Genomic DNA, 25,500 nt, shown 5'->3' with positions numbered 1-25,500 from the left:
CCCCGCCCGGGCGAACAAAGGTATGCCGAGATGAAGACCCTGCTGCGGCTGTGCGCCGCCTCCACGCTGATCGCTCCTGTCGCCGCCTGGGCCGAGGAAGCCCCGGCCCCCGCCGTGACCGTCGCCGCGACCGCCCCGACCACCGCCGCGCAGGTTGCCGACCGTGGCAATGCCCGTCCGGTGGCACAGGAATATCCGACCGCAGGGGTCGGCGACGGCGTGACCGCCGGTGGCTACAATCAGTCGCGCTGGGCCGAGGACTGGACCAAGTTTCGCGATCCCAAGAAGCGCGACGACATTCTCGACACGCTGAAATACATCCCGATCGGTGGCGACGACGTCTATCTGACGCTGTCGGGCGAGTTTCGCGCCCGCGTCAACCTGACCACCAATCCCAACCTGCGCGACCGCGAAGCGCAGCGGCAGGACATTTTCCGCGTGGTCGGAGGTGCCGACCTGCATCTGGGCGACCATGTCCGCCTGTACGGCGAACTGGCCCATGCCGGCATGTCCGGTCGCAATCTGGGGGTGAAGGCCGGACAGCTGCACAACGATCTGGTCGTGCAGCAGAGCTTTGCCGATGTGACCGGCACGGTCGGCGGCGTCGATCTGGGCGTGCGCTACGGCCGCCAGACCTTTGCCGACGGCCCGAACCTGATGGTCGTGCCGCGCGACAACAACACCATCTTCTTCGTCTATAACGGCGTGCGAGCGTGGGCGAAGGGCGACAGGATCCGCGGCGACCTGTTCGATTTCAAGACGACGCGGCTCGGCGTCGGCGGGACGCGCGACGATATCGTCGACGACAATCGCCGCTTTTCGGGCGCGACCGTCGGCTTCGCGCTGCCCAAGACCTTCCTCGGCGGATCGAACCTGTATTTCGATCCGTTCGTCTGGCGGCTGCGCAACAGCAACGCGGTCTGGGGTGGACGTACCGCGGAGGAAGTCCGCAAATTCTACGGCCTGCACCTCTATGGCGATACCGGCCCGATCAATCTCGACTGGACGGTCAATTACCAGGGCGGCGAGTTTGACAACCGTCCGATCTCGGCATGGCTGGTGCTGCTGCAACAGATGTACAAGGTCGGCAAGTCGAAGACAGCCCCGCGCGTCGGCTTCCACTTCGACTATGCCAGCGGCGGCGGTTCCTATGGCAACGGCACGCTGAAGACCTCGCTCGCGCCGTTCGGCAACAATATCTATTACAGCTATCAGCTATATGCGACGCCGACCAACATGATCGCGTTCGCGCCAAGCGTGCAGTTGCAGCCGACGGCCAAGCTGCGACTGGCCGGCGAGTATCAGCAGTCGTGGCGCGACAGCCTGAACGACGCCGTGTACCGCGCGAACGGACAGGCATTTGCCGGCACCCAGCTCGGCAATTCGCGCAAGATCGCCGACACGATCCGGTTTCAGGCAATCTATGCGGTCAGCCCGCGGGTCAGCCTGACCGCGCGCTACGAGCATCTGATCGCCGGACCGGCGCTGACCGATGCGAACTACAAAAGCTCGGACTTCGTGGCGGGCTGGGTCAGCTTCCGCTTCTAGTTCTTTGCGCGACCTCGCGCCCCGGCGGTCTCCGCCGGGGCGTTTTTTCGTATATCGATCCGAAGGGCCTGCCTATGTCCCCCGCCGTTCATGCCGCCGCCCGCGCGCTGCTGGCCGATCCGCTGACCAACAAGGGTACCGCCTTTACCGAGGCGGAGCGCGAGCAGTTCGGCCTGCACGGGCTGTTGCCGCCGCATGTCGGTACGCTCGACAGCCAGATCGAGCGGCGGCGCAAGGCGCTGGCCGGGATGCCCGACGACTTTCACCGCTATTCGTTCCTGCGCGAGTTGCAGGATTCGAACGAGATCCTGTTCCATGCGCTGGTCCAGCGCGACCTGCCGGCGATGCTGCCGCTGGTCTATACCCCGACGGTCGGTGAAGGCTGCGAACGGTTCAGCGAGATCTGGCGGCGGCCCCGGGGGCTGTTCCTGTCATGGCCGAACCGCCACCGCATCGGCGACATCCTCGCCGACCCGGCGCTCGACCGGGTGAAGGTGATCGTGGTGAGCGATGGCGAGCGTATCCTGGGTCTCGGCGATCAGGGCGCCGGCGGCATGGGCATCCCGATCGGGAAGCTGGCGCTCTACACCGCCTGCGCCGGCATCCATCCGGCGGAAGTGCTGCCGATCCTGCTCGACGTGGGAACCGACAATGCCGAACGGCGTGACGATCCGCTCTATGTCGGCTGGCGCAACCCGCGCATTCGCGGCGCGGAATATGACGCGTTCGTCGAGGATTTCGTCGGCGCCATCGCCGATCGTTTCCCCGGCGTGCTGCTGCAATGGGAGGATTTTGCCGGGCATAATGCGTACCGGCTGCTGGAGCGGTATCGCGACCGGTTGCTGAGCTTCAACGACGATATTCAGGGCACCGCCGCCACCGCCGTCGGCACGCTGCTGTCGGCGATCGAGCGGACCGGCACGCCGCTGACCGAGCAGCGCATTCTGCTGTTCGGCGCGGGGGCGGCCGGATGCGGCATCGCCGACATGCTGGTGCAGGCATTGCGGGCGGAGGGACTGGATGAGGTACAGGCACGACAGCGCATCTGGGCGGTCGATCGCGACGGGCTGATCCTGTCGGACATGGACGGATTATCGGCAGGACAAACCGAACTAGCGCACGATCCCGACGACGTGGTGGATTGGACGCGCACCGCGCACGGGGCGATCGACCTGTTCGACACCGTCGCCAATGTCCACCCGACCGTGCTGATCGGCGCATCGGGACAGCATGGCACGTTCAGCGAGGCGGTGATCCGCACCATGGCACAGGCAGTCGAGCGGCCGGTCATCTTTCCGCTGTCCAACCCGGTGTCGCGGGCGGAGGCGCATCCCGACGACCTGAAACGCTGGAGCGCCGGGCGGGCGCTGATCGGCACCGGCAGCCCGTTCGGCGTGGCCGGCGTCACCCAGGTCAACAACGTCTATGTCTTTCCGGGCGTCGGGCTGGGCGCATTGGCGGCGGGCGCGACGGAGATCACGGACGGCATGTTCATGGCCGCCGCAAAGGCGCTGGGCGCGATGGGCGGCGACGACACGCTGCTGCCACCGATCGAGCGACTGCGCGACGTGGCGCTCGACATCGCGGTGGTCGTAGCGAAGCAGGCGGTGCGCGATGGTGTTGCAGCCGAAGGGGCGACGGCCGATCGCCACGCGATCGCGGCCCAGATGTGGACGCCGACCTACTGACCGCAAAGGAACCCAGCCGCCTCGAATCGGCTTTCGCTTTCCTGTCGATGCCGTCCAGCACCGGTTCACCCGGACCGGTGCAGGACAGGGACAGAAAGGAACCGATATGAAGCAGTTGATGCAGATCTTTGCCGGGGTCGGCCTGACACTCGCCGGACTGACCGCCGTTCCCGCCGTGGCGGATGCGCATCCGCGCCATCACCACGCCGATCGTCACGACCGCGGTCCGCACGCTCGCGACCATGATCGCCGCCGGTGGGACGACCGCCGCCATTGGGACGATCGCCGTGGCTGGAACGACCGGCGCGGCTGGAACAATCGCCGCGCATGGAACGACCGTCGCCGCTGGGACGATCGACGCTGGGATGGCCGCCGCGATCGATACGGATATCGCGGTGAGCGGATCATCTATGGCGGCTCGCGCGAAGCCGCCGCGATGGGGGTCGAATATCGCGGCCCATGCCGATACGTGATCCGCAACGGTCGCCGCGTCTGCGGTTGAGTTGACAACCCCGCTCGGCGATGCCGGGCGGGGTTACTTCCTGGGCGTGACCCAGACCGATACCGGCACCACGACCTTGCCCGGCGCGGGTTTGCCGACATCGACGCGGTCGGCGGTGACCAGTTCGCCGGTTTCGAGATTGAACGACGCCCATGGCTTGGGCATGCGGCCGAAGGTCATCTTCTGGATCGGCTGGCCAGTGGTCGAATTCATGATCGTAGCAGTGATAGGCATGCGAGGCGGGTAGCCCCCGCCCCGCCCGTCTGTCCAGTTCAGAAACGCATATCCCAACCGAGCGTAAAGGTCCGTCCGCGCCCGGCGAAGAAAGCGAAGTTGTCGTTGGGTAGACGCGTGTCGCTGTTGTAGTCGATATAGAAGCGATCGAAGATATTCTGCGCGCTCAAGGTCAGTCCACCGAACTTCGTCTGGTAGCGGACTTGCGCGTCGGTGACGTCATAGCCGCCGAAATTATTGTCTGGGTTCGGGTTCGCCTTTCCGCGGAAATTGCGCGACAAATAGAATTGCGTCTGAACGCGCGCGGTCAGCGGCCCGCTGGCGACGTCGGCGGCAAGGTTCAGCCGGTCGGGTGAGATGTTGGTGCCGTCGAGATCGGTATCGACCACGCCGTCACCGGGTGCGCGGTCGCTGTCGTAGCGGCCGAGGATATGGGCATAGCCGGTCGAGACGCGCAGGCCGGGCAGCGGGGTTTGCACCGCGAGGCTGACCTCCAACCCTTCAATCTCGACCCGCTGGCGCTGGACCTCGAAAATGCCGTTGCCTTGCGCGATCAGCAACTGGCCGCGGTCGCTCGACGACCAGAAATAGGTGGTGCTGGCATCGATCGGCCCGCGCTTCAGCTCGACGCCCACCTCTCGGTTGTTCGATACGACCGGCTGGATATCGAGGAAGTCGTCGAGCCGGACATTGGGCGTGGCGATGGCGCGGGTGATGCGGCCGATATCGGCCATGGTGAAGCCCTGCGCATAGCTGGCATAAGCCCGCACGCCGGTGACAGGTTCGAAGATCGCACCACCGTTGAAGAGCATGTCGCTGAACTTCGGCGTGCCGCCGGTCACCGCGACGCCGCCATAGGTCGCGGCGTTGCGTCCGTCATAGGTTGTGGACGCCAGCGTGCGGAAATCGTCGATCCGGACCTGCACATTTTCCCAGCGCGCACCACCGGCCAAACGGACGACGCCATCGAACAGCCTCAGATTAGCCTGTGCGAATGGCGCGAGGCTGCGGAAGTCGGCGGGCGGCACCCAGATGCGGTCGGTGGCGATCAGCCGCTGCTCGGTCTTGTCGAACAGCGCGTCGAATCCGATCGTCGCGACCAAGGATTCGAAACCGGGGATGGCGCGTTCGTAGCTCGCCTTTGCCCCCAATTTTCGCGAGCGGTTTTCCGACTGGTCGAACAGCGTGCCGACCGGAGCCAGTGCCGGGTCCTGGAAGGTCGGAGTAAAGGTCACCTCTCCGCCGAACGTGTCGTGGGTGCGGTTGAAGAACAGCTGGGTGACCAGATTGCCGCCGAACAGGTCGGTGTCGGTATAGGATAGCGACAGTGCCTCCGCCCGGTTCGCGGCGGGCGTGCCGGGTGGGTTGCCGCGCACCGCGCTGGTGGGCAGGCCGGTGCGACGGTTGCCGGCGATCGCGACATAATCGCCGTCGCCGTTCAGTTCGTAGCGATTGGCGATCAGGTCGAGCCGACCAGTCGCGCCGACCTCCAGCCCGAACCGCGCGAAGACATCGGTGGCGCGCGAATCCTGGGTCTCGCCCTGCGTCAGGTTGACGCCGATGCGCCGGTCCTGCGCATCGTAAAACGCGCCACGCCGTTCGTAGCTGGCGCCGACCGTCGCATCGAACCGCCCTACCTTATACTGGACCAATCCGGCCGCCTTGCCGCCGAAACCATCCTTTTCGAAACCATCGGCGGTCGTGCCCTGTGCCAGTGCGCGGCCGCTGACGCCCTCCTGTCGGGGCGCGCCGACCGTCACCTGATTGACGATGCCGCCGGTACCACCGACGCCCTGCAAGGCGTTCGATCCGTAGATCAGTTCGACACGGTCGATGAAGAAGCCGTCGATGGTGAAGCCATCGCGGCTGCCGTCGCGCAGCGGCGTCGTCTGCGGAATGCCGTTGATCGCGTAGAGCGGCGAGCGGCCACGCAGCGTCTCCCCCGCCCCCGACAATTTGCCGCGCGTCGGCGAGAAGCTGGGCGTCAGCGTCGCGACGGCATCGGTGACGCTGCCCGAAATCGCGATCTGCTGGTCGAGCGCCTGTTTGTCGATCAGGTCGATCGTCAGCGGCAGGGCGTTGGGCGGCAGGATGGTGCGCGCGGCGGTGATGACGATGTCGTCCCCGGACGCTTCGTCGCCAGAGGAAGGTGCCTCGTGCTGCGCCGATGCCGCTTGCGGAACCAGCGCGAACGCCGCCCCGATCAGCCAGTACGAACGTCCCATCGGCGACGTCATCATCATTCCCCCTGCGCAACGATTGACCTGTTTCGATGCGCCCGCTATCGCGATCAATTATCAATAGCAAGCCTAGACAAGCGAACCGTCGATGATCCGCACCGCGCTTTTCCAGATCCACTGGTTCCTCGGCATCACGGCGGGACTGGTGCTGGCGGTGATGGGCGTGACCGGCGCGTCGCTCAGTTTCGAGCCGGAAATCCTCGCCGCGCTGAACCATGATCGACCGGCTGCAACCGACGCGCGGCTGTCGGGCCCGGTATTGATCGAACGGTTCGCGGCGCAGAAACCGGACGCGTCGATTACCCGGCTGACCCTTCCCGCCGATTCGAGCGAGCCGACGCTGGTCGGCTACACGCTGCCGGGTTCGAAACAACGTCATGTCGAGCGGATCGACCCAACGACCGGGCGGCTTGCCGGCGAATTGCGTGGCAGCGGCGTGTTCGAGGTGATGGAGGATCTGCACCGCTGGCTGGCGCTGCCCGATGATGGTGACGGCATCGGGCGGCAGATCACCGGCTTTTCGGCGATCACGCTGATCTATTTCGCGCTGTCCGGCCTGTATCTGCGCTGGCCCAGGCGACCGCTCGAATGGCGCAACTGGTTCGTGCTCGATCGGAAGAAGACCGGGCGCAATCTTTATCGCGCGCTCCACGCGGTCGTCGGCGGCTGGGTACTGATCTTCTACCTCATCAGCGGGTTCACCGGGCTGTGGTGGTCCTATGCCTGGTATCGCGACGGAGTGAAGGCGATGCTGGTCGCCGAGGCGCCGGCCGCACCCAACCGCCCGGCCAAAGGCACGAAGGCCGATCTGACGCTGGCCTGGCGCGGTTTCGAACGTGCTACCGAAGGCCGCCGCTACGACCGCATCGTCGCCAGCGTCCGCGACGATCAGGTGCAGTTCCGCGCGAAACTCCCCGAAGCGCGCCATGACCGGGTCAGCGACGAACTGACCATCGACGGGACCAGCGGCGCGGAGATGTCGGCGACACCCTATGCCGCGCGCACGGTGGGCGAGGACATGGTCACCAGCGTCTATGAACTGCACCGTGGCGCGTATTTCGGGGTGGCGGGGCGGATCGCTATGCTGCTCGCCAGCCTGTCGATGCCGCTGTTCACCGTTACCGGCTTCCTCCTGTATTTCGCCCGGCGACGGCGCAAGGCGGCGTTGGCTGCGGTCGTGACCGATACGGCGAACGTGCCGATGACCGAAGCGACGACCCTGGTCGCCTATGCCAGCCAGACCGGGTCGGCCGAGCGCATCGCGCGACTTACCGCCAAGGCCCTGCCCGCGGCCGCAGCGCTACCGATTGCGGCGCTGGACGACGCTGCGCTGGCGCGGGTCAAGCGGCTGTTCGTGGTCGCCAGCACCTATGGCGAGGGCGAGCCGCCCGATACGGCGCGCGCCTTTGCCCGGACGCTCGACCGGCAAGCGCCCGATCTGTCGCACCTCGAATATGCGGTGATGGCGCTGGGCGATCGCGAATATGCCGATTTTTGTGCGTTCGGGCACCAGCTCGACCGCTGGCTGCACGACAGCGGCGCGACCCGCTTGTTCGATGCGGTGGAGGCAGACGGCGACGATGCCGATGCGCAGCGCCATTGGCAGGGGCAACTGGCGGGCCTGGGCGCGCGGACCGATCAGCCCGACTGGGCACCGGCGGCGATGGACGACTGGCGGCTGGTCGAACGGCGACTGCTCAATCCGGGCAGCAGCGGCGGTGAAGCGTGGCATGTGGCGCTTGAACCGCTCGATGGCGGTACCGAGTGGTCGGCAGGCGATATCGTCGAGATACTGCCGCAACAGGATGTCCGCCGCGTCGATGCGTTCCTGCGCGCGACCGGTATCGCCGAGACGCCGGAGATGCGGGCGCTGTTGATGACGCGGATCCTGTCGGATGCGCCGGACGCCGCGGTCGCGACGCTGAAGCCGCTCGGCCACCGCGAATATTCGATCGCGTCGATCGCGGCATCGGGGCGGGTCGAACTGATCGCACGGCGGTGCCGTGCCGCCGATGGGTTCGACGGATTGGGTTCGGGCTGGCTGTGCAACGGCGCGCCGATCGGCGGAATCGTGCAGGCGCGCGTTCGGGCCAATCCCGCCTTCCGCCCGCCGCGGGACGCCGCAACACCGCTGATCCTGATCGGCAATGGCACTGGGTTGGCCGGGCTGCTCGCCCATCTCCGCCACCGGGCGAAGAACAGCGGCGGGCGGGTGTCACTCTATTGGGGTGAGCGACAGGCGGCGCATGACGATTTCCATGCGGGCGAACGGCAGGCGATGACCGAGAACGGCGTCATCACCCGATCGGTCACGACTTGGTCGCGCGATCCGGGCGGCCACCGCTATGTGCAGGACGCCGTCGTCGCGGATGCACCGGCGATTGCAGAGGCGGTCACTGCAGGCGCGGCGATCTATGTCTGCGGCAGCGTGCAGGGCATGGCGCCTGCCGTCCACACCGCCCTGACGACGATCCTCGGCGACGACGCGATCGAGTCGATGCTCGTGGACGGGCGCTACCGCCGCGACATCTATTGACCGACGATCAATGGCGGTGTTCGCGCCGCAGCCGGTAACGTCCGTCGGCATAATCGTCGAACAACCCGGTGATCGCCGGATGGTCGACCGGCTCCTCGCTATCGTCGGCGATCAGGTTCTGCTGGCTGACATAGGCAACATAGCTCGCATCCGCATTTTCGGCGAGCAGATGATAGAAGGGCTGGTCCTTGCGCGGGCGGGCCTCGGCGGGAATCGATTGATACCATTCCTCGCTGTTGGCGAAGATCGGGTCGATATCGAACACGACCCCACGGAAATCGAACAGGCGGTGGCGCACGACGTCGCCGATCGAGAAACGGGCATGAGCGACCGGCGGCAGCGGCGTGCCGAGGTCGAGCGAGGGGGAGGACGGGGCCTTCATCCGAAATAATCTAGGTCCGATGTGCGATTGCAGCAAGGAGGCGCTTGCAAGTCTCGAATCCTTGGGCTAACCGACCGCCCTCGCTGACCACCTTGCCGCGCTGACCTGCGGCATGGAGCGAGAAACCTCTGCGGAGAGGTGGCAGAGTGGTCGATTGTACCGCACTCGAAATGCGGCGTGCCTTTACGGGTACCGAGGGTTCGAATCCCTCCCTCTCCGCCAGATACTCCCCATAGCATTAGATCAGGTGCGTGAAGCTTTCGCGGCGGCTCGCCCGCGCGTCCGTGGTCGGCGGCATGACCAAAAGTTCATCCTACGCTCACCGCCCTGCCCGACCCGTTCGACTAGGCGGCGGTCGATGACCGTAGCGTTCGGTCGGTGCAGCCAGGGTCGACCGTGTGAGCAAGCCGATCTTTTTCGACCCCACCGGCCGGCGGGGTGTCTGGGCACGGCGTGGGGTGGCGTTGCTGATCCTTGCCGTGATCGCGGCGGCGATCGCCTTTGCGACGACTCTGGTCGCGACGCCGCGGACATTGGGCATTCCCCTGCCCTTTGCCCGGCGCCATGGCGAGACGTTCGCCCCGCGTGCCGACAATACCGCACGCCATGGACGCTGGCTGCCACGCGGCCGTTCGCCCAAGGTCGGCGGCACGCCGCTGACGATCGGTTTCTATGCGCCCGATACGGCGGGCGGGATCGCATCGCTGCAACGGCATATCGATTCGCTCGATTGGGTCGTGCCGGCGTTCGTCAGCGTCGTAGGGACGCAGGTCCATGCAATCGACGATCCCCGGCTGGAACAGGTGCTCTCCGGCGCACGCCATGCGCCCAAACTGTTACCGATGGTGCAGAACCTGACCGATTCCGACTGGGACGGGGCGGGCGCGACGAAGATGCTGGCCGATCCGGCGGCGCGTTCGGCGCTGGTCAACGAACTGGCGGGATATGTCCGCGCGCACCATGCGGCCGGGCTGGTGATGGACTATGAAAGCCTGCCCGCCGCTGCGGTCGCACGCTATCCGGCGTTTCTGGCGCAGCTGAATGCGGCGCTGCCCAAGGATGCCGCGCTCGCGGTCACGGCGCCGGCCGGCGATCCCGACTGGCGGCTCGCCGACCTTGCCCGCGCTACCGACCGCGTCATCCTGATGGCCTATGACGAACATTGGGAAAGCGGATCGGCCGGACCGATCGCGTCACAGCCATGGTTCGTCGGACAGGTCGAAAGCGCGCTGCGACAGGTCGGTCGCGACAAGCTGGTCGTGGCGCTCGGCAGCTATGCCTATGACTGGCATGACGGCAGCGCCGACGCGCTGTCGATCGAAGAGGCCTGGCTGGCGGCGCATGATTCGTCGGCTCCGGTCGGCTTCGACCGGGCGAGCGGCAATGCCGGCTTCGCCTATCAGGACGAACGGGGCAGCCGGCATCAGGTGTGGCTGCTGGATGCGGCGACCAGTTGGAACCAGATGGCTGCGCTCCGCCGCCTGGGGATAGATGCCGTCGCGATGTGGCGGCTGGGCAGCGAGGATGCCGGGTTCTGGAACGACCTGACCGCCTATCGCACCACCGACCGCGTGCCGCGTATCACCCAGTTGCAATCGGCGTTGAACGTCGATGTCGAGGGGAGCGGTGAGGTTCTGCGCATCACCGCACGGCCGTCGCCGGGGGCGCGCCGCGTTACCTTTGATCGCAACGGCATGATCGCCGACGAAGCCTATACTGCCCTGCCGACCCCCTACGTCGTGCAAAGGACCGGCGCTGCCGATCCGAAGGCGATCGCGCTGACCTTCGACGACGGCCCCGATGCGACCTGGACGCCGCCGATCCTCGACGTGCTGGAGGCGGCGCATGTCCCGGCGACCTTCTTCGTGGTCGGCGAGAATGCGATCGAGCATCCGGGGTTGTTGCAGCGGATCGTCCGTGACGGGGACGAGATCGGCAACCACAGCTACACCCACCCCAATCTGGCGACGACCGGCGAGCGGACGACTATGCTGGAGCTGAACGCCACGCAGCGGCTGATCGAAGCTTATACCGGGCGGTCAACGACTTTGTTCCGCGCGCCCTATTTCGGCGATGCCGAGCCGACGACGATGGACGAGATCGCCCCGGCTCTGCTGGCACAGGATCTGGGCTATACGGTGGTCGGGTTGCACGTCGATCCCAATGATTGGCAGCGGCCGGGTACCGATGCGATCGTGCGGCAGGTGGTCGAACAGGTCGAGGATGCCAGTGCCGACAGTTCGCGCAACGTCGTACTGCTGCACGATGGCGGCGGCGACCGGGCGCAGACGGTAGCAGCGCTGCCGCAGATCATCTCTATCCTGAAGGCCAAGGGCTATCATTTCGTCACCGCCTCCGCGCTGGTCGGGGTGCCGCGTGCCGTCGCGATGCCGGCGGTCACGGGGCGCGATCTGGCGGCGGTGCGGACCGATGTTGCCATCTTCATCGTGATCGCGGCGATATCGATGCTGCTGGCATGGCTGTTCTACCTCGCCATCGCGCTCGGCATGGCGCGGGCGGTGCTGATGGCCGGACTGGCATGGTTCCAGTCGCGGCGCGAACGCCCTACTCCGCCCGAGTACCGCCCGAGCGTCACGGTGATCATCCCCGCCTATAACGAGGAACGGGTGATCGCCGATTCGGTCGCGCGCGTACTGGCAAGCGACTATCCGGGATTGCAGGTGATCGTCGCCGATGACGGTTCGAAGGACGGCACCAGCGATGTGGTCCGTGCGCGGTTCGACGACGACCCACGCGTCACGCTGCTGACCCTCGTCAATGGCGGGAAGGCGGCGGCACTCAACCGGGCGCTGTTGCAGGCCGATGGCGAGATCATCATCGCGCTAGACGCCGATACGCAATTCGAGACGACGACGATCGCGCGGTTGGCACGCTGGTTCGAAGATCCGGCGCTGGGTGCGGTCGCGGGCGATGCGCGGGTCGGCAACCGGGTCAATCTGGTCACGCGCTGGCAGGCGGTCGAATATATCACCGCACAGAACCTCGAACGTCGCGCATTGGCCGGGTTCGATGCGATGACGGTGGTGCCGGGTGCGGTCGGCGCATGGCGGCGCGCGGCGCTGGACGCGGTCGGCGGCTATCCGGAAGATACGCTTGCCGAGGATCAGGACCTGACCATCGCCATCCAGCGTGCCGGGTGGCGCGTCACCTACGACCCCAACGCCGTAGCTTGGACCGAGGCGCCTGAGACGTTCAAGGCGCTGGCCAAACAGCGCTATCGCTGGGCGTTCGGGACGCTGCAGTGCCTGTGGAAGCATCGCGCGATTCTGCGCACCGGCAAGCCGGCGGGCCTCTCGCGGATCGGGCTACCCCAGGCGTGGCTGTTCCAGATCGCCTTTGCCGCAGTATCGCCACTCATCGATCTGGCGCTGCTGCTGTCGATCGTCGGTACGGCGGTGCGGGTGGCGCAGCATGGCTGGGCCCAGACCAGCGGCGACGTCTCGCAGATGGGACTGTATTGGCTATGCTTCACCGCGATCGACGTCGCCTGCGGTTGGGTCGCGTACCGGCTCGACGGGAACAAGGCGCGGTATCCGGCGCATCTGCTGGTCGCGCAGCGGCTGGTCTATCGCCAGATCATGTATTGGGTGGTGCTGCGGGCGATTGCGTCGGCGATCGGCGGGTTCGTGGTCGGATGGGGCAAGCTGGAGCGGACCGGGAGCGTGCAGGCGGCTTGAGCCTGTCGGCTCTGGCACTGTCGTACGCTCATGGCGTTCGATCTTGCCCCGGGCGATACGGCTGCTCGCTGTCGACCCTCATCGGCGGGCACGGACGACCCGCTCGTTCCTTGTCGAGCCTGGGCGCGATGAAACCGCGGGTCGCGGAACGCGGCGATCCGACGCCGCACTGACGGTCAGCGAGCGATCGTCAGGCGGGCGATCAGACCGGGCGCGTTGTCGCCGAGTTCCAGCGTCCCGCCATGCAACCGCGCGACCGCCGCCACCAGCGACAGACCCAGCCCGGCGCCGCTTTCGTGTCGCGAAGGGTCGAGGCGACCGAAGCGTTGCAAGGCCTCTGCGCGCCGATCGGCCGGAATGCCGGGGCCGTCGTCCCGAACGATGATCGTCGCCGTATCGCTGTCAGCCATTACGCTTACGCCGATGGTACCAGCGCCATATTTCAGCGCGTTATCGATCAAATTTGATACCGCCTGTCCGACCATTTCGCGGTGGATCGCGACCATCAGCGGATCGGAGGGCGTGACGGAGATCGCCAATCCCCGATCCTCGGCGAGCGGTTCGAACAGGTCGGCGATATCGGCCGTCAGTTCCGCCAGGTCGGTCGGGGTGAACGCGTCGCGCCCGATCCCGGCCTCGGCCCGCGTGATGCGCAACGCGGTGTCGAGCATGCCGAGCAAGCGCTCGCCCTCCTCCATCGCTCGCAGCACCGCGACGCGCCCCTCCTCACTATCGGCGGCGGCCAGCGCCCGTTCGAGCGTCGCGCGCAGTCGGGTGAGCGGGGAGCGGAGATCGTGCGCCAGCGCGTCGGTCGCCATCTTCAATTCGCCGACCAGCATTTCTATCCGGTCGAGCATGGCATTGACCGACCGTCCCAAATCCTCGAACGCATCGCGTCCGCCCAGCAGGACGACGCGCCGGTCGAGCTCGCCCGCCGTGACCGCCGCGACGGTATCGACGGTACGCCACAGCCGCCGCGCGATGATCCGCGCCGCGACCCATCCGGCCAGCGCGGCAAGCGACAGCGCGACGACCATCGCCGCGATCATCGCCATCTCCATCGCCCCGACAAAGGCACGTTCGCCCTCGATCACATGGCCCGTCAGCAGCCGGGTGCCGTCGGGCAGGACGGTGCCGATCACGCGCATCGATTCGGGCCGGTCGCGGCGGACGCGGAACAGTTCGATCGTAGCTGGTGGACCGGGATCGACATTGGGCGGCCACGCACCGACATTCCCGGCAAGCGGCGTGCCGTCGCGCGCGGTGACCAGCACCACCGACAGCGGCCGGTCGCTGCGATCGAGCCGCTTCTCGGCCGCCGCGCGCAGCCCCTCGACGCCACGCGCCGCCCATGCGTCGAGCAGGGTTGCGCGCAAATGCTGCGCCTCGTCGGTCGCGCTGGCGGTCAGGCGGTTTTCGGTGATGGCCCGCACCGTCAACAGCGTCACCGCCGCGCCGGCCAGTTGTAGCGCGAAGACGAGCGCAGCGAAGCGCAGCGTCGCCGACCGGATCAGCAGCCTCAGGACTCAACCCCCAGCTTGTAGCCCGACCCCCGCACCGTATGGAGCAGGCGGCGCGGCTCGCCATCGTCGATCTTGCGGCGCAGGCGGCTGACATGCACGTCGGTCACGTTGCTGCCGGGGTCGAAGTGATAATCCCAAACGCCCTCCAGCAGCATGGTGCGCGTCACCACCTGTCCGGCATGGCGCAGCAGATATTCCAGCAGTCGGAATTCGCGTGGTTGCAGGTCGATGACCCGAGTGCCGCGTCGTACCCGCCGCGCCAGCAGGTCCATCTCCAGATCGTCGCAGGTCAGCATCGTCTCCACCGCCGGTCCGCCGGCCGGCTGCCGCCGGGTCAGCAGCCGTACCCGCGCCAGCAATTCGGCGAAGACGAACGGCTTGGTCAGATAGTCGTCGGCGCCTTGGGTCAGCCCTGCCACCCGGTCGTCGGGCGACCCCATCGCCGAGAGGATCAGGACCGGTGTCGCCACGCCCGCGGCACGCAACGCGGCGATCGTCGCCATGCCGTCCATCTGCGGCAGCATCCGGTCCATGACGATACAGTCGTATCCGCCGTCGATGGCGTGGAACAGGCCGTCGCGGCCATTGTCGGCGCGATCGATCACGAACCCGGCTTCGGCCAGCCCCTTGGCGATATAGGCTGCGGTTTCTTTGTCGTCCTCGACGATCAGGATCTTCACGTGATGCCACCTCCGTCGGTCGCAGTATCAGCCAGTGTGCACCGACGTCACCCCTTGCGGCGACATGCAACGGCACGGGACGGGTCGCGCGGTCCGGAAAATCGCCGCTTCCGGGAAGACGGGTATCGACGGCATCGATCACGTCGCGCCGATCAACGTGATAGCCGCCAGTCCGTCGAGCATCGTGCTGCGGGACAAGCCGAAACGGGTTGCATGGTTCACCGGCATACGCACCGTCATGTGCCGGCCGATCCGACCGAAGGACCGGCGACAGATGACCAGCCGGTCATGTTGCGATTGACATGGGGGCGGGGGCGTGGCGGTGATGCGGATATGCAACCAACCCGATCGCGGCCGCCGCGGCGCATCACCATCGTCGACGTCGCCCGCCATGCCGCCGTATCGACCAAGACCGTATCGCGCGTGCTGAACGGAGAGCCGCATGTCACCGATGCCGTGCGCGACCGGGTGCGCGAAGCGGTCCGCACGCTCGACTACCACCCCAACATCATGGCGCAGGGACTGGCGCGGCAGCGGTCGCACCTGATCGGGCTGGTCTATGAAAACCCCTCGCCCAGCTACGTCGTAGACCTGCAGATGGGTGTGCTCGACCGGTTGCGCGGCGAACGCTACCGGCTGGTGGTGCTGCCGGTCCGGTCGGTCACCGACCATGCCGACGAGGTCGTCGGGCTGCTCCGATCGGCGGCGGTCGACGGCGTCGTACTGGCCCCGCCGGCGTCGGACAGCCGCCGCATCCTCGACGAACTGACCGCGATCGGCATGCCCTTTGCCCGGATCGCCCCGACCCGCTGGCCCGAACTGACGCCCGGCGTGGTCGTCGACGATGTCGTCGCCGCCTGCGAAGTAGCGGCGCTCGTGCTGAAGCAGGGGCACCACCGGATCGGCATCATCAAGGGCGACCCGACCCACGCCGCCACCGAAGCGCGGATGACCGGCTATGCGCAGGCGTTCGCGGCGGCGGGACAGTCGATCGACCACGATCTGGTGCGCGATGGCCTGTTCACCTTCGATTCCGGCTTTGCCGCGGCGCAGACCCTGCTGGCAAATGCGGACCGGCCGACCGCGATCCTCGCGCAAAACGACGACATGGCGGTCGGCGCGCTGATGGCCGCGCGCGAGGCGGGGATCGACGTGCCGGGCGAGCTGTCGATCGTGGGTTTCGACGATTCGGAGATCGCGCGCATCACCTGGCCCCGGATTACGACGATGCGCCAGCCAGTGTTCGACATGGCGGTAAGCGCGACGACGCTGCTGCTTGACCAGTTGGGCGGCGCGCAGGTGCCGCCCAACATCGAGCATGAGCATCATCTGATCGAGCGCGACTCGGTCGCGGCCGTGCCGGCCGGCTAGGCGGCCGGCTTCATATTCGCCGCCCTTGCCGTGTCGCGCTTGCGCACGGCGGCCAGCAACGCGCCGCCGGAATAGGGTTTGGCAAGGACGATCGCATCGGCTTCGTCAGCGACCGCACCGGGATCGCCGGTCGCGAACACCACCATTGCCTCGGGCCGGAGCGTCCGTGCCCGCTGCGCCAGTTCACGCCCCGACGCGCCGGGCAGGTTGACGTCGGTGATGAGGACGTCGACCGGTGCGGTCTGCAACGCGGTGATCGCTTCCTCGGCGCTCGCCGCCTCCAGCACGACGAAACCCGCTTCCTCCAGCATTTCGGCGCTGTTGATGCGGATCAGCCCGTCATCCTCGACCAGCAGGATCGTGCGCCGCAGCGTCGGCGGCGTCGTGATCGCGGTCGGCCGGCTGCCCGGCGATGGCGGCGTCGCAAGGTTGCGTTGCTGCTGGTTCGACAGGACGTGGCGGATCTTTCGCGCCAGCGCCTCGCGCGTGTAGGGTTTGGACAGCAGCTCCACGCCCTTGTCGAGCCGCCCGCCATGCACGATCGAATTCTCGGTATAGCCGCTGGTGAACAACACCGCGATACCGGGCAGCCGCTCGCGCGCCTTGCGGGCCATTTCGGGGCTTTTGAGCGCACCCGGCATGACGACGTCGGTGAACAACAGGTCGATCGGCATCCCGCTTTCAATCACCGCCAAGCCGCTGGCGGCATCCGACGCCTTGAGCACGCGATAGCCGAGGTCACCCAGCATCTCGACGACGGTGGCCCGAACCTCTTCGTCATCCTCGACGACCAGCACCGTCTCGTTGCCGCCACATACCGGTCCGCTATCGACCATTACCTCGATATCCTCGGATTGCATGGCGCGCGGGAGGTACAGCTTGATCGACGTACCGTGGCCGATCTCCGAATAGATTTTGACGTGGCCGCCCGATTGTTTGACGAAGCCATAGACCATCGACAGCCCAAGCCCCGACCCCTTGCCCTCCGGCTTGGTCGAAAAGAACGGCTCGAACACGCGCGCGACCACGTCGGGCGACATGCCGCTGCCGGTGTCGGTCACCGCCAGCATCACATATTGTCCTGGCACCACCTCTTCATGGGTGCGGGCATAGGTGTCGTCGAGATGGGCGTTGGCGAGTTCGATGGTCAGCTTGCCACGCCCCTCCATCGCGTCGCGGGCGTTGATGGCAAGGTTGAGCAGCGCATTCTCGACCTGGCCCGGATCGATGAAGGTGTTCCATAGGCCACCGGCAAAGACCGTCTCGATCTCGATCGCCTCGCCGATCGCCCGGCGCAGCATGTCGTCCATGCCGCGCACGAAGCGAGTGACGTTGACGACCTTCGGCTCCAGCGCCTGCCGCCGTCCGAACGCGAGCAACTGGCTGGCCAACCGCGCCCCACGCGATACGCCGGCCATCGCATTCTCGACGCGGCGCTCCGCCTTGGCATTGCCCACCACATCGCGTGCCAGTAATTGCAGGTTGCCGCCAATGACTTGCAGCAGATTGTTGAAGTCATGTGCGACACCGCCGGTCAGCTTTCCGACCGTCTCCATCTTCTGCGCCTGCGCCAGTTGCGCCTCGGCCTGACGCCGTTCGGCGATTTCGTCGATCACCCGGCTTTCGAGCGTTTCGTTCAGGCTGCGCAGTTGTTCCTCGGCGCGCTCGCGATGCCGGACCTGCCTGGCGAGGCTGTCGGCCTGTTCGCGCAGTGCCGCCTCCGCCGCCCGCCGGTGCGAGATGTCGGTATGGACCCCGACCCATTCGGTGATCTCGCCATCGCCGTCGAGGATAGGCAGCGCGCGAATGGCGAATGTGCGCCATTCCCCGTCTCGCCGCCGGACGCGATGTTCGTGGACGAACATGCTGCGCGCAGCGACCGCGATGTTCCATGCGTCGACCGACCCCTGCGCATCGTCCGGATGGACCGCCGATGCCCAGCCGAACCCCTGATATTCATCATCCGATTGCCCGGTCAGTGCCGCCCAGCCGGGCTGTTCGCCGACCATCCGGCCATCGGCGCTGTTGGTCCACAACACGCCATGCACCGCCTGCATAGCGGTGCGGAAGCGGGCGTTGCTCGCCCTGATCTCTGCGGCGTCGCGGGCACGTTCGGTAATGTCGATGCCGAGGATATAGGCGCCGACCGTAGCGCCCGATTCATCCTGATGCGGGACATAGCGGATTTCGACCGCGCGGCGACCGAGCGTCTGGTGCTGCAAGACCGTCTCGCCGACGACCGATTCGCCGCTCAGCGCCGCCTCGATATCGGGCAGGCGGTCGCGATACATATCTTCGCCGATCACGTCGCGGATATGGCGTCCGACCATCGCGTTCGGCGCACCGCCGAACCAGCTTTCATATTTGGCGTTGGTGAAGTGATAACGATGGTCGTGGCCGATATAGGAAACCAGCATCGGCACCGCGTCGGCGATGCGGCGCAATTCCGCCTCGCTTTCCGCCAGCCGCGATTCGATGGCCCGGCGTGCGCTGTTATCGACAACCGTGCACAGCACGCCCCCGGCGACGCCACGACCATCGACGACCGGGGTGTAGTAAAGGTCGAGGATCAGCGTTTCCGGCCCGTTCGCCCGCGAAAAGACGGTCGGCCGATCGCGGAACGACTGGCTCTGCCCGCGCAACGCCGCCAGCAGGACGGTGCGATGATGAACCCACAACTCTGGAAACGCCTGCTCGACCGGAGTGCCGAACACCTCCGGATGCCGCTCACCGACGATCGCGCGATAGGCGTCGTTGTAGAACAGGATATGCTCCGGCCCCCACATCAGTACCTTCGCAACCGGCGAGTTGACGATGTTCGCGATCGTCGCGCGCATTTCGGGCGGCCAGTCGTTCGGCACGCCGAACGGCGAGTCCGACCAGTTTCGCGTCCGGATGAGCGCGGCACATTCGCCGTCCGCCGCCGGCCAGTCCTTCGCCACCGTTCGGCGTCCCACGGCACCGTTGCGTAGCGCGCGCAAGCCGGCGCGGACGACCTCGCTGGCATTGGCATAGTCGCCGCCTGCCACCGCTTCGGCGATGAACCCCTTGAGTTCAGGGGTAAGCGATACATTGCTGGTATGGCGTCCGGTCATCGCGAACATCTCATGCAACTCGCAATTTGTGTCAACAAGTGCCACAGCCTTATGCGGCGGCAGCGACTTGTGGTGCGGCAGGCGGAGTTACCCGCTCGCCAATCGGCGCCACGACGGTCCCGATGTCGGGTGCGGTCACGCTACCGCTGCGTTCCAGCTTGCCCCAGCCGACCTTCGGGCCGGTCATCGCCGCCGCCAGTGCGCGCAACACGACCGCGTAGAGCAACTGCCGATAGCCGAAACGCTGCGCCAGCATCCGGAACGCCGGCAGCCGTTCGCCCCGCCCCTCCAGCCGATAGGCGACCGAGCCGCACGCCAGGTCGATCGCGGTAAACGCCGCCCAATAGAGCGCGACCCAGCCGACATCGCCCCCCGCCGCTTCCCAGCCGCGATCGGCGATCCGCCATGCGGTGGTGCCGATGCTGGCGACAAGGGCGAGGTCGATCAGCGGCGCGGCGAGCGTGAACAGCAGCTGGAACACCAGCGCCTGCGGCAGGCCCAGCATCGCCAGCCCGCGCGGCCGCCCCCGGCCGATGATCGCGCGATGCTTCCACAGGCATTGCAGCGTGCCATAGGCCCAGCGATAGCGCTGACGGAACAGCGCCCGCGCCGTCTCCGGCGCTTCGGTCCACGCGACGGCCTCCATGTCGCAAGCAACGCGCCAGCCGGCGCGCTGAATGGCGATGGTCAGGTCCTGATCCTCGGCCAGCGTATCGTCGGGATAGCCGCCGACCGCGTCGAGCGCGGCACGTCGCCAGGCCCCGACCGCGCCCGGCACGACCGTCACCGCGCCCAGCGCATGGAGCGCACGCCGTTCGAGATTCTGGGCGGTGATATATTCGAGCGCCTGCCAGCGGGTGATCAGGTTCACCCTGTTTCCGACCTTCGCATTGCCGGCGACCGCGCCGATCGCCGGATCGGCGAACCAGCGGAGCAGTTTCGCGATGGTATCGGCTTCGAACTGGGTATCGGCGTCGAGCGCAACGACGACGTCGCCCTTCGCAAGCTGCAACGCGGCGTTGAGCGCGCGCGCCTTCCCACCGTTTTCCAACGTCAGCAGCCGGACGCGGGGGTCGATCCCGAACGCCGCCTGCACGATATCGGAGGTACCGTCGGTCGACCCGTCGTCGATCACGATCACGTCGATCCGCACGTCGACGCTGCCGAGGATACGGCGCACCGACGCCTCGATCACGCGCGCTTCGTTGAAGGCGGGGATCAGGACCGAAACCGAGGTCGGGACCAGATGCGGCGCGGCGGGCGGCGGACCACTCCGGCGCGCGGCCAGCAGCGCCAGCCCGGCCAGCATCACTGACCGGGCAATGCCGATCGCGATCACCAGTAGGAACGCGGTCATCAGCAGGTCGCGGGTCAGGCTGACCCCGCCGAACAGGCCACGTGCGCTTGCTGCCTCGCTCGCCTGCGCACCTCTTAGCATCGGCATTACCTGATCGCGCGACAATCCGGCCAGCCGCGACACGCCGACGATTTCATAGCCGCGTGCGCGCAACCCGCGGATGATGCCGGGCAGCGCCGCCAGCGTGCGGCTGCGATCGCCGCCCGAATCGTGGAGCAGGACGATCTGGGTCGGGCGATCGGACGAGCCGCCCTCGACCTCCGCGATCGTCCGGGCGACGATCTGCTGCGGCGACGGCGTCTGCCAGTCGTGTGGATCGACGTTCAGGCCAACCGTCAGATAGCCGAGTTCGGCCCCCACCCGCGTCGCGTGCAGTTCGTCGCCGCGATCGGGATCGGCGTCACCCAGGAATGGCGGGCGGAACAGCCGCATCGCCCGCCCGGTATAGGCCTCGACCAGCCGTTCGGTCGCGGTCAGTTCCAGCCGGATCGCCTCCGGCGAACGGTGCGACAGATTGGCGTGCGAGGTGCTGTGGTTGCCGAGTTCGCTGCCTTCGTCGACGATCCGACGCAAGATCGGCCCCTGCCCCAGCACATTGGCGCCGGTGACGAAGAAGGTGGCGGGTGCCCTCTCGCGCTTCAGCACATCGAGGATTTTCGGCGTCCATACCGGGTCGGGTCCGTCGTCGAAGGTCAGCGCGACCATGCGCCGCTTTGCGCCGGTCCGCTGGACGATATCGGGTCCGGGCAGTCGATCGACTTGCGCCGCGCGGACCATGCCGCTGGCGTCCTGCTGCATCGAACGCTGTCCGGCGGTCGCGCCGGCATCCAGCCGCAGGATCTCACCCTGCCCCAGCAGCGTCACGCCGGCGGGCTGCGGCAGGGCGCCGGTCCCGGCGGCGGATCCGGTGCGAGTGACGGTCCAGAAATGCGGGTCCTCGCTGCCCATGCGCCACAGCGCCACGGCGTTGGCGCCGGCTGCCGAGGCCGCGCGCAACTGGTTCGCGGCGGTGACGGCATCGAGCAGCCAGACCTGATGGTCGCGGCCCTGCTGGCGATAGGCGAAATGCCAGTTGCCGCTCGCCCGGTCGAATTGCGGGACACTCCCCGCCTGTCGCGCGAGGTTCCATGCGTCCCCGACGCGCAGCGGTACGGTCGTGCGGCCGGTCCAGTCATATCCGTAATTGCCCAGTGCGACGATCGCCCCGGGACCGGCGGTGCGCAGCGCATCGGCCACGACCTGCGCGAACCATGGTTGCGATGCGATCGGCCCGGCCTCGCCCCCCATCCAGTGTTCGTCATAGGCCATGAGCACCAGCCGATCGACGACCTTGGAATAGCCGGCCAGATCCCAGTCCGCGTCGGCGACCGGCGTGGCGATCATCACCTGCCATTGGCGCCGGGCGAAGCGGGTGCGCAGTTCGGACAGGAAGCGGCGGTAATCGGCGTGGGCGGTCGACGGCAGGCTTTCGAGGTCGAGCATGACGCCGACGCCCCGCTCCGCTGCCACCATCGCTTCGATCTGTGCCGCGAACCGGCGGCGCGCTGTGGCATCGGCCAGCAAGGCGGCGGTGCCGATGCCGTCCCAACTGCCATCCTCGCGCGCATTCTGGACCATCGGGATCAGTGCGGGCGGCCGCTTGGCCCGTGCCAGGACCTGATGCAGATAGTCATCGGATTCATAGGAGAAACGATGATCGTGGCCCGCGACCGACGCGATCCCCGGCGACAACCAATCGACCTCGTTCACATGGGCCGCCAGCGACTGCCGCGACGCCGCGTCCCATGGCATGTAGAAACCGAGCACCGGCAGGTGCCGCGTAGATGCCGTCGCATGCCCGGAGGGTAGCCACGGACCGGCGGCGGTCCTGACCGGCGCGGCGGCGATGGCGCGCGGGCGGGCGGCATCTTCGGGCAGCGTCAATGCGCCACGATGCGGCGTGCGGGTGAGCGCCGACACCACGAGCGCGACGATCCCCAGCATCGCGACGACCAGCAAGGCGGCGCACCATCGCACCCACCTGGCCCGCCGCCCGCTGGCATCGTAGAAGATGGGATGTGTCACGCTACCCCCTGAAAAGTGGTAGGGGGCGCTTAGGCAAGGAAACCGAAAATGCGGTTAACTTCGACCGTATTGACAGTTCGTAGAGACAACCGCCGGGTTCGGATCGTTTATTGCTACCAATTGATTTTGGTATCCTGACAACGCTATCATATCTGCTCGAACCGCGACGCCGATCGGGCGCGCAACGCCGGGGGAGGAGGAACCATATGCGCCGGATCGCGCCACACCGTCACGGTTCCCCGCGCCGACCGCCGGCCATCGCCTTCCAAGTCCTGCTCGAACACCTTTCTCCATCGCGAAAGACCCCATCGATGTCCGCACCCCTTCGCATTGCCGCCCTGCTGGGCAGCACGCTGCTCGCTACCGCACCGGTGCTGGCCCAGACGACGAACAACGCGCCACAGGCCGCGACCCGCCCGACCGACGGTCCGCAGGCGCGGCCGTGGATGAACCGTGCGCTCGACGCCGATGCCCGCACCGAACTGGTGTTGAAGGAGATGACGCTCGACGAAAAGCTGCAGCTGACCTTCGGCTATTTCTCGACCAAGGCCGATTGGCAGCGCACGCCGATCAAGAATTACGAACCGCCCAAGGACGGCCTGCCCGACTCGGCTGGCTATATTCCCGGCATCCCGCGCCTGGGCATTCCGGGTCAGTGGCAGACCGATGCCGGATTGGGCGTCGCGACACAACGTTCGCCGACGCCGCGGCTGCGCACCTCGCTGCCATCGGGCATCGCGACCGCCGCGACGTGGAACCCGGAGGTCGCGCAAGCGGGCGGCGCGATGATCGGGCGCGAGGCGTTCCTGTCGGGCTTCAACGTGCAGTTGGCCGGCGGCATGAACCTGATGCGCGAACCGCGTAACGGTCGGAACTTCGAATATGGCGGCGAAGACCCGCTGCTCGCGGGCATCATCACCGGCCACGAGATCAAGGGCATCCAGTCGCAGAATGTCGTTTCGACGATGAAGCATTACGCCTTTAACGGGCAGGAGACCAATCGCTTCAACATCGACCATCGCATCGACGAAGCGGCGGCGCGCCAGTCGGACCTGCTCGCCTTCGAATTCGCGATCGAGGCGGGCGATCCCGGATCGGTGATGTGCGCCTATAATCGCGTCAACGGCTTCTACGCGTGCGAGAATGACTGGCTGCTCAACCGTACGCTGAAAAAGGACTGGGGATACAAGGGCTATGTGATGTCGGACTGGGGCGCGACCCATTCGACGACGCAGGCCGCCAATGCCGGGCTGGACCAGCAATCGGGCTGGGCGTTCGATCGCTCGCCCTATTTCGCCGATGCGCTGCGCGAGGCGGTGAACAACGGCTATGTCCCCGAAGCGCGCGCGACCGACATGGCAAGGCGCATCCTGTGGGCGATGTTCAGGAACGGGCTGTTCGACACCCCGGTCGCGGGCGACCGGACGACGACGATCGATTACGCCGCCCACGCCGCCGTCACCCGCGCCGATGCCGAGGAAGGCATCGTGCTGCTAAAGAACAGCGCCGGGCTGTTGCCGCTGGCATCGACCGCGAAGACGATCCTGCTGATCGGCGCGCATGCCGATGTTGGCGTGTTGTCGGGCGGCGGATCGAGCCAGGTCTATCCGCATGGCGGGCCGGTGAACGGGCTGGCCGTCGCTGATGGATATCCCGGCGGCTTTCCGGGGCCGAAGCTCTACCACCCGTCCTCACCTCTGAAAGCGTTGCAGGCGCGGACCAAGGCGCAGGTGACCTATCTCGACGGCAAGGACGTGAAGGCTGCCGCCGCCGCCGCACGCAAGGCCGATGTGGTGATCGTGTTCGGCGAACAATGGACCGGTGAATCGATCGACGCCCCGAACCTGAACCTGCCCGACAATCAGGACGCGCTGATCGACGCGGTCGCGCGCGCCAATCGCAAGACGGTGGTCGTGCTCGAAACCGGTGGTCCGGTGCTGATGCCGTGGCTGGGCAAGGTCGGCGCGGTGCTGGAGGCATGGTATTCGGGCACGTCGGGCGGCGACGCGATCGCGCGGGTGCTGACCGGCGAGGTCAATCCGTCGGGGCATCTTCCAGCGACCTTCCCCGCGTCGCTGGCGCAACTGCCGCGTCCGGTGATCGAGGGTGACCCAAAGCTCGACCGCGATTCACACCCGATGAGCGACTATAATATCGAAGGGGCTGCCGTTGGCTATAAGTGGTTCGACAAGACCGGGGCCAAGCCATTGTTTCCGTTCGGATATGGCCTGTCCTATACCAGCTTCACGCTTGGCGGGCTGACCGCCGAACCGGCCGGTAAAAGCGTGCAGGCCCGTTTCACCATCACCAACACCGGCAAGGTCCGTGGCAAGGGGCTGGCGCAACTCTATGTCGCGGGCAGCGGCTGGGAGGCGCCCAAGCGGCTCGGTGGCTTCGCCAAGGTCGATCTGGCGCCGGGGGAGACACGGACGGTGAACGTGACGGTCGATCCGCGCTTGCTGGCGACGTTCGACAGCCAGACGCGGGGGTGGAAGATTGCGGGCGGCACGTATCAGTTGCTGCTGGCCAACAGCGCGACCGACATCGTCGCGCGGACCACAGTGCAGGTGGAGCCGGCAACG

Annotated in this window: 14 protein-coding genes and 1 tRNA gene; 8 read left to right on the top strand and 7 right to left on the bottom strand. The window is 66.8% G+C overall.

All coding sequences use genetic code 11. The annotated features are described in order from the left end of the window. Positions 1-30 precede the first annotated feature (30 nt). The 3 genes from ASE59_RS02170 to ASE59_RS02160 all read left to right on the top strand — a co-directional run bounded on the left by ASE59_RS02170 (position 31) and on the right by ASE59_RS02160 (position 3,738). A complete protein-coding gene (locus ASE59_RS02170) occupies positions 31-1,548 on the top strand; it encodes an alginate export family protein (protein ID WP_056452727.1) in 1,518 nt (505 codons plus the stop codon). A gap of 74 nt (positions 1,549-1,622) precedes the next feature. Further along, positions 1,623-3,236 (top strand): NAD-dependent malic enzyme, encoded by a 1,614-nt coding sequence (locus tag ASE59_RS02165; RefSeq protein WP_056451496.1) that lies wholly within the window; start codon positions 1,623-1,625, stop codon positions 3,234-3,236. A 106-nt stretch (positions 3,237-3,342) separates the two neighbouring features. After that, entirely contained in the window at positions 3,343-3,738 is a 396-nt protein-coding gene (locus tag ASE59_RS02160) for a hypothetical protein (RefSeq protein WP_056451494.1), read from the top strand. A gap of 33 nt (positions 3,739-3,771) precedes the next feature. Here ASE59_RS02160 and ASE59_RS02155 read toward each other — a convergent pair whose 3' ends face one another. Together ASE59_RS02155 and ASE59_RS02150 are read right to left on the bottom strand one after the other, a co-directional pair. Next, positions 3,772-3,972, bottom strand: a complete 201-nt coding sequence (locus ASE59_RS02155; protein ID WP_082458022.1) for a hypothetical protein — start codon at positions 3,970-3,972, stop codon at positions 3,772-3,774. A gap of 38 nt (positions 3,973-4,010) precedes the next feature. Continuing rightward, a complete protein-coding gene (locus ASE59_RS02150; protein ID WP_235515609.1) occupies positions 4,011-6,209 on the bottom strand; it encodes a TonB-dependent receptor in 2,199 nt (732 codons plus the stop codon). A gap of 91 nt (positions 6,210-6,300) precedes the next feature. On the opposite strand from ASE59_RS02150, the gene ASE59_RS02145 reads away from it, so the two are divergent. Continuing rightward, positions 6,301-8,748, top strand: a complete 2,448-nt coding sequence (locus ASE59_RS02145; protein WP_056451492.1) for a PepSY domain-containing protein — start codon at positions 6,301-6,303, stop codon at positions 8,746-8,748. 7 nt (positions 8,749-8,755) lie between these two features. Here the strand turns inward: ASE59_RS02145 and hspQ are convergent, their stop codons facing one another. Further along, positions 8,756-9,130 (bottom strand): heat shock protein HspQ, encoded by a 375-nt coding sequence (gene hspQ, locus ASE59_RS02140; protein ID WP_056451490.1) that lies wholly within the window; start codon positions 9,128-9,130, stop codon positions 8,756-8,758. A 132-nt stretch (positions 9,131-9,262) separates the two neighbouring features. Between hspQ and ASE59_RS02135 the strand changes: the two genes are divergently transcribed. Together ASE59_RS02135 and ASE59_RS02130 are read left to right on the top strand one after the other, a co-directional pair. Then, a tRNA-Ser gene (locus ASE59_RS02135) sits at positions 9,263-9,352 on the top strand. Positions 9,353-9,528: 176 nt separating this feature from the next. Then, a complete protein-coding gene (locus tag ASE59_RS02130) occupies positions 9,529-12,828 on the top strand; it encodes a glycosyltransferase (protein ID WP_056451488.1) in 3,300 nt (1,099 codons plus the stop codon). Positions 12,829-13,004: 176 nt separating this feature from the next. Here the strand turns inward: ASE59_RS02130 and ASE59_RS02125 are convergent, their stop codons facing one another. Both ASE59_RS02125 and ASE59_RS02120 read right to left on the bottom strand, forming a co-directional pair. Then, positions 13,005-14,276: a sensor histidine kinase gene (locus tag ASE59_RS02125; protein ID WP_235515608.1), complete on the bottom strand. Its 1,272-nt coding sequence runs from the start codon at positions 14,274-14,276 to the stop codon at positions 13,005-13,007. Positions 14,277-14,347: 71 nt separating this feature from the next. Further along, entirely contained in the window at positions 14,348-15,031 is a 684-nt protein-coding gene (locus ASE59_RS02120; protein ID WP_056451484.1) for a response regulator transcription factor, read from the bottom strand. A gap of 333 nt (positions 15,032-15,364) precedes the next feature. On the opposite strand from ASE59_RS02120, the gene ASE59_RS02110 reads away from it, so the two are divergent. Then, entirely contained in the window at positions 15,365-16,402 is a 1,038-nt protein-coding gene (locus ASE59_RS02110) for a LacI family DNA-binding transcriptional regulator (protein ID WP_082458020.1), read from the top strand. Here ASE59_RS02110 and ASE59_RS02105 read toward each other — a convergent pair. Next, a complete protein-coding gene (locus tag ASE59_RS02105) occupies positions 16,399-19,497 on the bottom strand; it encodes a PAS domain-containing protein (protein ID WP_082458077.1) in 3,099 nt (1,032 codons plus the stop codon). The genes ASE59_RS02110 and ASE59_RS02105 overlap by 4 nt on opposite strands. Positions 19,498-19,546: 49 nt before the next feature. Beyond that, the gene (locus tag ASE59_RS02100; RefSeq protein WP_082458019.1) at positions 19,547-22,918 is read right to left on the bottom strand and encodes a glycosyltransferase; all 3,372 of its coding nucleotides are present in this window, start codon (positions 22,916-22,918) and stop codon (positions 19,547-19,549) included. A 311-nt stretch (positions 22,919-23,229) separates the two neighbouring features. Here ASE59_RS02100 and ASE59_RS02095 point away from each other — a divergent pair. Next, the coding region (locus tag ASE59_RS02095) for a beta-glucosidase family protein (RefSeq protein WP_082458018.1) at positions 23,230-25,500 on the top strand (2,271 nt) is incomplete at its 3' end.

This window comes from Sphingomonas sp. Leaf10, assembly GCF_001421245.1.
GTDB lineage: Bacteria > Pseudomonadota > Alphaproteobacteria > Sphingomonadales > Sphingomonadaceae > Sphingomonas.
This window is presented reverse-complemented; position numbering and strand designations above follow the sequence as displayed.

What these genes read in the sequence shown, in the direction of transcription:
- ASE59_RS02170 (WP_056452727.1), top strand. Translation starts at nt 31, where the DNA reads ATGAAGACCCTGCTGCGGCTGTGCGCCGCCTCCACGCTGATCGCTCCT.
- ASE59_RS02165 (WP_056451496.1), top strand. Translation starts at nt 1,623, where the DNA reads ATGTCCCCCGCCGTTCATGCCGCCGCCCGCGCGCTGCTGGCCGATCCG.
- ASE59_RS02160 (WP_056451494.1), top strand. Translation starts at nt 3,343, where the DNA reads ATGAAGCAGTTGATGCAGATCTTTGCCGGGGTCGGCCTGACACTCGCC.
- ASE59_RS02155 (WP_082458022.1), bottom strand. Translation starts at nt 3,972, where the DNA reads ATGCCTATCACTGCTACGATCATGAATTCGACCACTGGCCAGCCGATC.
- ASE59_RS02150 (WP_235515609.1), bottom strand. Translation starts at nt 6,209, where the DNA reads ATGACGTCGCCGATGGGACGTTCGTACTGGCTGATCGGGGCGGCGTTC.
- ASE59_RS02145 (WP_056451492.1), top strand. Translation starts at nt 6,301, where the DNA reads ATGATCCGCACCGCGCTTTTCCAGATCCACTGGTTCCTCGGCATCACG.
- hspQ (WP_056451490.1), bottom strand. Translation starts at nt 9,130, where the DNA reads ATGAAGGCCCCGTCCTCCCCCTCGCTCGACCTCGGCACGCCGCTGCCG.
- ASE59_RS02110 (WP_082458020.1), top strand. Translation starts at nt 15,365, where the DNA reads ATGCAACCAACCCGATCGCGGCCGCCGCGGCGCATCACCATCGTCGAC.
- ASE59_RS02105 (WP_082458077.1), bottom strand. Translation starts at nt 19,497, where the DNA reads ATGACCGGACGCCATACCAGCAATGTATCGCTTACCCCTGAACTCAAG.